At 36.4% G+C, this 4,272-nt stretch carries 7 protein-coding genes (1 of these 7 only partly in view); 2 read left to right on the top strand and 5 right to left on the bottom strand.

The annotated features are described in order from the left end of the window. From DYY65_RS09335 to DYY65_RS09325, 3 genes are all read right to left on the bottom strand, one after another. Positions 1 to 19 carry the beginning of an NADPH-dependent FMN reductase gene (locus DYY65_RS09335; protein ID WP_370519344.1) on the bottom strand. It extends 518 nt beyond the left edge of the window, so only the first 19 of its 537 coding nucleotides appear in the window; the start codon lies at positions 17 to 19; its stop codon lies off the left edge, out of view. A 191-nt stretch (positions 20 to 210) separates the two neighbouring features. Then, positions 211 to 861 carry an NADPH-dependent F420 reductase gene (locus tag DYY65_RS09330; RefSeq protein WP_162477691.1) on the bottom strand — a complete coding sequence of 217 codons (651 nt, stop codon included), beginning with the start codon at positions 859 to 861 and terminating at the stop codon, positions 211 to 213. Positions 862 to 1,378: 517 nt separating this feature from the next. Then, positions 1,379 to 1,825, bottom strand: coding sequence for a hypothetical protein (locus tag DYY65_RS09325; protein ID WP_162477690.1), 447 nt, complete (start codon positions 1,823 to 1,825; stop codon positions 1,379 to 1,381). Between the two features lie 375 nt (positions 1,826 to 2,200). Here DYY65_RS09325 and DYY65_RS09320 point away from each other — a divergent pair, with 375 nt between their 5' ends. After that, the gene (locus DYY65_RS09320) at positions 2,201 to 2,593 is read left to right on the top strand and encodes a response regulator (RefSeq protein ID WP_162477689.1); all 393 of its coding nucleotides are present in this window, start codon (positions 2,201 to 2,203) and stop codon (positions 2,591 to 2,593) included. 196 nt (positions 2,594 to 2,789) lie between these two features. Here DYY65_RS09320 and DYY65_RS09315 read toward each other — a convergent pair whose 3' ends face one another. After that, positions 2,790 to 3,218, bottom strand: coding sequence for a tetratricopeptide repeat protein (locus DYY65_RS09315; protein ID WP_162477688.1), 429 nt, complete (start codon positions 3,216 to 3,218; stop codon positions 2,790 to 2,792). A gap of 244 nt (positions 3,219 to 3,462) precedes the next feature. Between DYY65_RS09315 and DYY65_RS09310 the strand changes: the two genes are divergently transcribed. Next, positions 3,463 to 3,855, top strand: coding sequence for an iron chaperone (locus DYY65_RS09310; RefSeq protein ID WP_162477687.1), 393 nt, complete (start codon positions 3,463 to 3,465; stop codon positions 3,853 to 3,855). A gap of 106 nt (positions 3,856 to 3,961) precedes the next feature. Here the strand turns inward: DYY65_RS09310 and DYY65_RS09305 are convergent. Beyond that, on the bottom strand, positions 3,962 to 4,272 hold a 311-nt coding region (locus DYY65_RS09305; RefSeq protein ID WP_201449438.1), incomplete at its 5' end, for a dihydrofolate reductase family protein.

The following is a 4,272-nucleotide window of genomic DNA, read 5'->3' as shown; positions in this document are numbered from 1 at the left end:
AGAATTCTAAGATTGGTATCTGCTTGTTTCATGCGAATTATTTGAAGCGATAGGAGGTTATGTGCGTTTATATCATTCTATTCCATCTATAGTTAAGTATTCATCGTTAGTTATCAATCTGGGATATGGTAGGTCTATAAGATCAAAAGAAGATTGGGCAAAGACATACGCACAGCATGCTTTCACTGAAGGCATTTTCTGTGGTAAGCCTTATTTTCGTAATAGCTTAAAGGCATGGTTTCCATAACCTGTTCTAAAGTAGTGCATTATCCATAGAAATGCAAGTGGTTCTAAAAGCCTAGCCCCTTCTATTCCTCCTATATCTATTGTTTCCCAGCCAAGTTTTGTAAGAATATTATCTGTAATAGTTTTTTTAGCTTTGCCATCATTCCCACATATAAACATGGTAGGTGGACCCCCAGGAAAATCTGGATGTATAAAGTGGGAATTTCCAACTGTATTGAATGCTTTTACAACTTTCGAATCAGGCAGCATACGTTGGACTGTCTCTCCCGCAGAATCTGCATGACCTATTGCTAGCCTTGGTGGCATTCCTTTAGAGAAGTCCAATGGATTGGTGACATCAATCACAACTTTGCCCGCAAAATTCTTAGGATTAGCCATTCTTATAACTTCATCAGTTCCAGCCCACGAAGTTGCAATAACATCGAGTTCACCAAAAGAAGCTGCTTCCGCAAAAGATCCTGATGATACTTTCACTTTTTCGTGTTTAGCCATCCATTCAATTATTTTCTCTTGGTTTGGATTTCGTGATGCGATCTTAACAGTATGCCCAAGTTCAATAAAACCATCACCTAGTCTACGGCCTACATCTCCAGATCCAAGTATCCCAATATTCATTAGCTTTTACCAAAAGTAAGAACTGTTGTAATAACTTTATGTTTTAAAAGAAAGTAGGAAGGAGTGAGGGAACAGTGTATACGTAATCATAGTCGTCAACTGCTACCGGAATCTTATTTAAATATTTGGGACAGATATTTAGGATATTCTAGCCCGCTTTTAAGTTGATACCTGAATATCCAAACCAGTCGCAGAAGGAATCACGACTATTTCCGAATGCAACTTTATGACCTAATTGCCACACAATCCTTCTTTCACTTGTGAATAGAGAGAACAGCAAGTATATGGAAGGAAAGGAAGAAACTGACTATAATGTAGGAAGAATTTTAAGATTATAAAGACTTTAATCCAAGGTGGGCATAAGGAACCCTAGAACCCTAGAGATTTTCGCTTTATTCTTGGAAGTCCCTTTCAAAGACGAAATATCTTTGGGGTTCTGATATATAAAAACCTTTGATTAATTGTTTGAGACGACATCTTTTCCTCCGAGGGCAAATGTCATCTTATGAAAGTTCGATTACTTCAGTTCCCAAATTGTATTAGTCGCAATTCCACTTTTAATATCTGCTTGAGTGTAGAGAACTCCCACTAGATTATTGAGAAAGGTAGGCTTCTCAGTAGAAGACGTACTGAAAATCCTTATACCGTGGAATACCACCTTCCCTTGCTTAGTAAAATGTCCTATTCCTTGCTCAGTCCAAGTTGCTATTTCACCATCATCGGTGGTTGTTACACCTTTTCCCTGAGAATATAGTGCTCCACCAGATCTAAAGCTAGTAATTATTGTGCCGATAGTCGTTGCATTGCCGACACCCTTAATTATTCCAGCTCCAAAATCTGAAAAGGATGTCTCTAGTGTAGGCCCACTGGGATTATTAACATCTAATACTCTCTGACCAGTGGTCTTATCATTGTCTATCCAAAATGGACTACTTAATGTAAGAGTAGTATTTTGTATTAGCACTAGTCACATTTGTATCTGGTACTGATCCCACCACTCTCTGTGTTGTGGCAACGCAACCAGTAATGTTAGCACATAATAACAATAGAACTATGGCTGTTGCGGTAATTAGAATATTATTGTGATGGCTCATCTTACAGAAGTGGATTGTCCCTTCTTATATTCCATATTTTGGTTATATAGATTCGAGAAATGACCATATGAGGAACAAGGTAACCAGTCTGGTGAAATAATTTGGTCAATAGTAAACAAACCGCTACCTCAGTTTGTTACGTTAATCCAATTCCGCCATAACTCGGCCATACCACAAAGCATATGACGTAATTCTTTATAATTTCTAAATATCTTGATGTGAATTATTATTATATATAAATTCCCATGAGACCCGAACAGCAACAGAAAAGAATTCTAATAATTGATGACGATCCGGACATAACTATCACATTGCGTATGTCTTTAGAAGATAATGGGTTTAGTGTGGATTCTTATACTGACCCCGTATTAGCGTATGAGAATTTTAGAGGTGATAAATACGATCTAGTGATTCTGGACATTAAGATGCCAGGGGTTGATGGATTTCGCATGTACCAAAAGGTAAAGAGGATAGATAGCAGGGTCAAAGTATGTTTCTTAACTGCTACCGAATATTTTCACGAAGAAATCAGAAAAGAACATGGATTCAGTGAATTTAAGCAAGAATCATTCTTAAGGAAACCGATTACGACTGGAGATTTGGTTCGTGAAATAAAGAAATTATTTGAACTTGGTTAAATACGTGGAAGTTTGCACTCAGTTTACCATTTTGGATTTGCGCTTGTACTAATCTAACTCTTGAATCATCCTGCCAACCAAATAATCAATTTCAAAAACACCACTTAGTTTTGTTGCCAGATTTGATGATTTGACAGATATTGACATATTTAAAAGTCTTAACCCATAAAATAGTATGGTTCATATTGTTCTATCGTTATTGTGCCTTCCTAAAGACTTCTGGTAATCTCTTTAGTGCAGGAGATTTAGGGTCTATCTCAAAAGCTTTGTCTGAATAATATTTTGCTCCAGTATAATTTCCAATCATATATAGTGCCTGCGCTTTGAAAACCAGACCATCAAGGTGGTTCGGGTCTATTTTAAGAGCTTTATCAAGATAAACGATGGCCTGGCTATAATTACCTAATTCATTTAGTGACCATCCTTTACTTACATAATTGGGATCTATTTTAAGAGCTGCACCATATGCTGCTATTGCTTGACTATAATTTCCCATTCTATTTAATGCGTCACCTTTGCTTATCCATATATTGCCAGCAGCAACAACCTTGGTATTACCATTAATTAGTATACAAAGAATAGCTACAAATACTATTGATATAGTAAATTTGCTAATGGTTTTCATTATATCTATTTTGCAACTGTTGTATTTATTTATATAATTGCTAGCACAAGAAGGAGCCGACTTGAAGTTCTTCTACTTGTCTTAATGGGACATGTTCAGTATTATTCGGAAAGCCTTTTTATATAAATGGTGAAGGCTGTGTAGGCAGTGAAGATTATGGAGGGAAATTTGATACTTCATGTTGAAAAGATATCTTACTTAGGAAGAGCATTTCAATATGATAGAACAGGACCAAATCTATTAATTGAAATCAAGAAAGTTGATAGATGAATGCATGAAACAGGTCAAGGATGTTAATGAAAATATTGCACTATCGCCAAAAGGATTACAGTACAAGCTTAAGGAACTCCGAGAGATTATCAAGTCTGCTGCTCCAAAAGCACAGGAACATATTAGTTATGGGATGGCTTACTACCGTTACAAAGGCCGACTGGTATATTTTGGACTTTCTAAAAAACATATTGGACTTTACATACCAACTCCTATCGTAGAAGAACATAAAAGTGAACTGAAGGGCTACGAAACTACCAAAGCAACTATTCGTTTTCCTTTGGACAAAAGACTTCCTGCCATGCTAATAAAAAAGCTAGTTAAAGCACGAATTAATAAAATCAATGAATTAGACAAGAAAAAGTAACATGATTGAGAAGGGGATATCTGATTTAATGGTTATCCTAATACCCTATAGTGCTTTGACAGCCTTCATTACCTTAACCTATGCTAGTGATATTCATATATTGTTATCAGTAATTAATACTATCAGACTCTGGCTCATAGTGAAGCCCAACTTCTCCGGACTCAAATATTACTGACTTAACCAGATTGAATTTCTGAATCTTGTTCAAATCTTTGAATATGGTCATGCCGTTTCCGATTGCAACGGGGTTGATGAACAAATGAAATTCATCAATCAATCCTGCCCTAATCAAGGAAGAATCAAATGAAGCGCCGCCATAAACAATGATGTCCTTTCCCTTCATATTCTTTAGTTTGGAGATTTCGTCTGTAAGGTCACCAGTAGCGATGTCCGTATTTGGCCATTGTGATTTTTTCA

Source organism: Nitrososphaera sp. AFS, from assembly GCF_009898475.1.
Taxonomy (GTDB): Archaea; Thermoproteota; Nitrososphaeria; order Nitrososphaerales; family Nitrososphaeraceae; genus Nitrosopolaris.
Note: the sequence above shows the minus strand (reverse complement) of the source record. Positions and strands in the feature narration are given on the sequence as shown.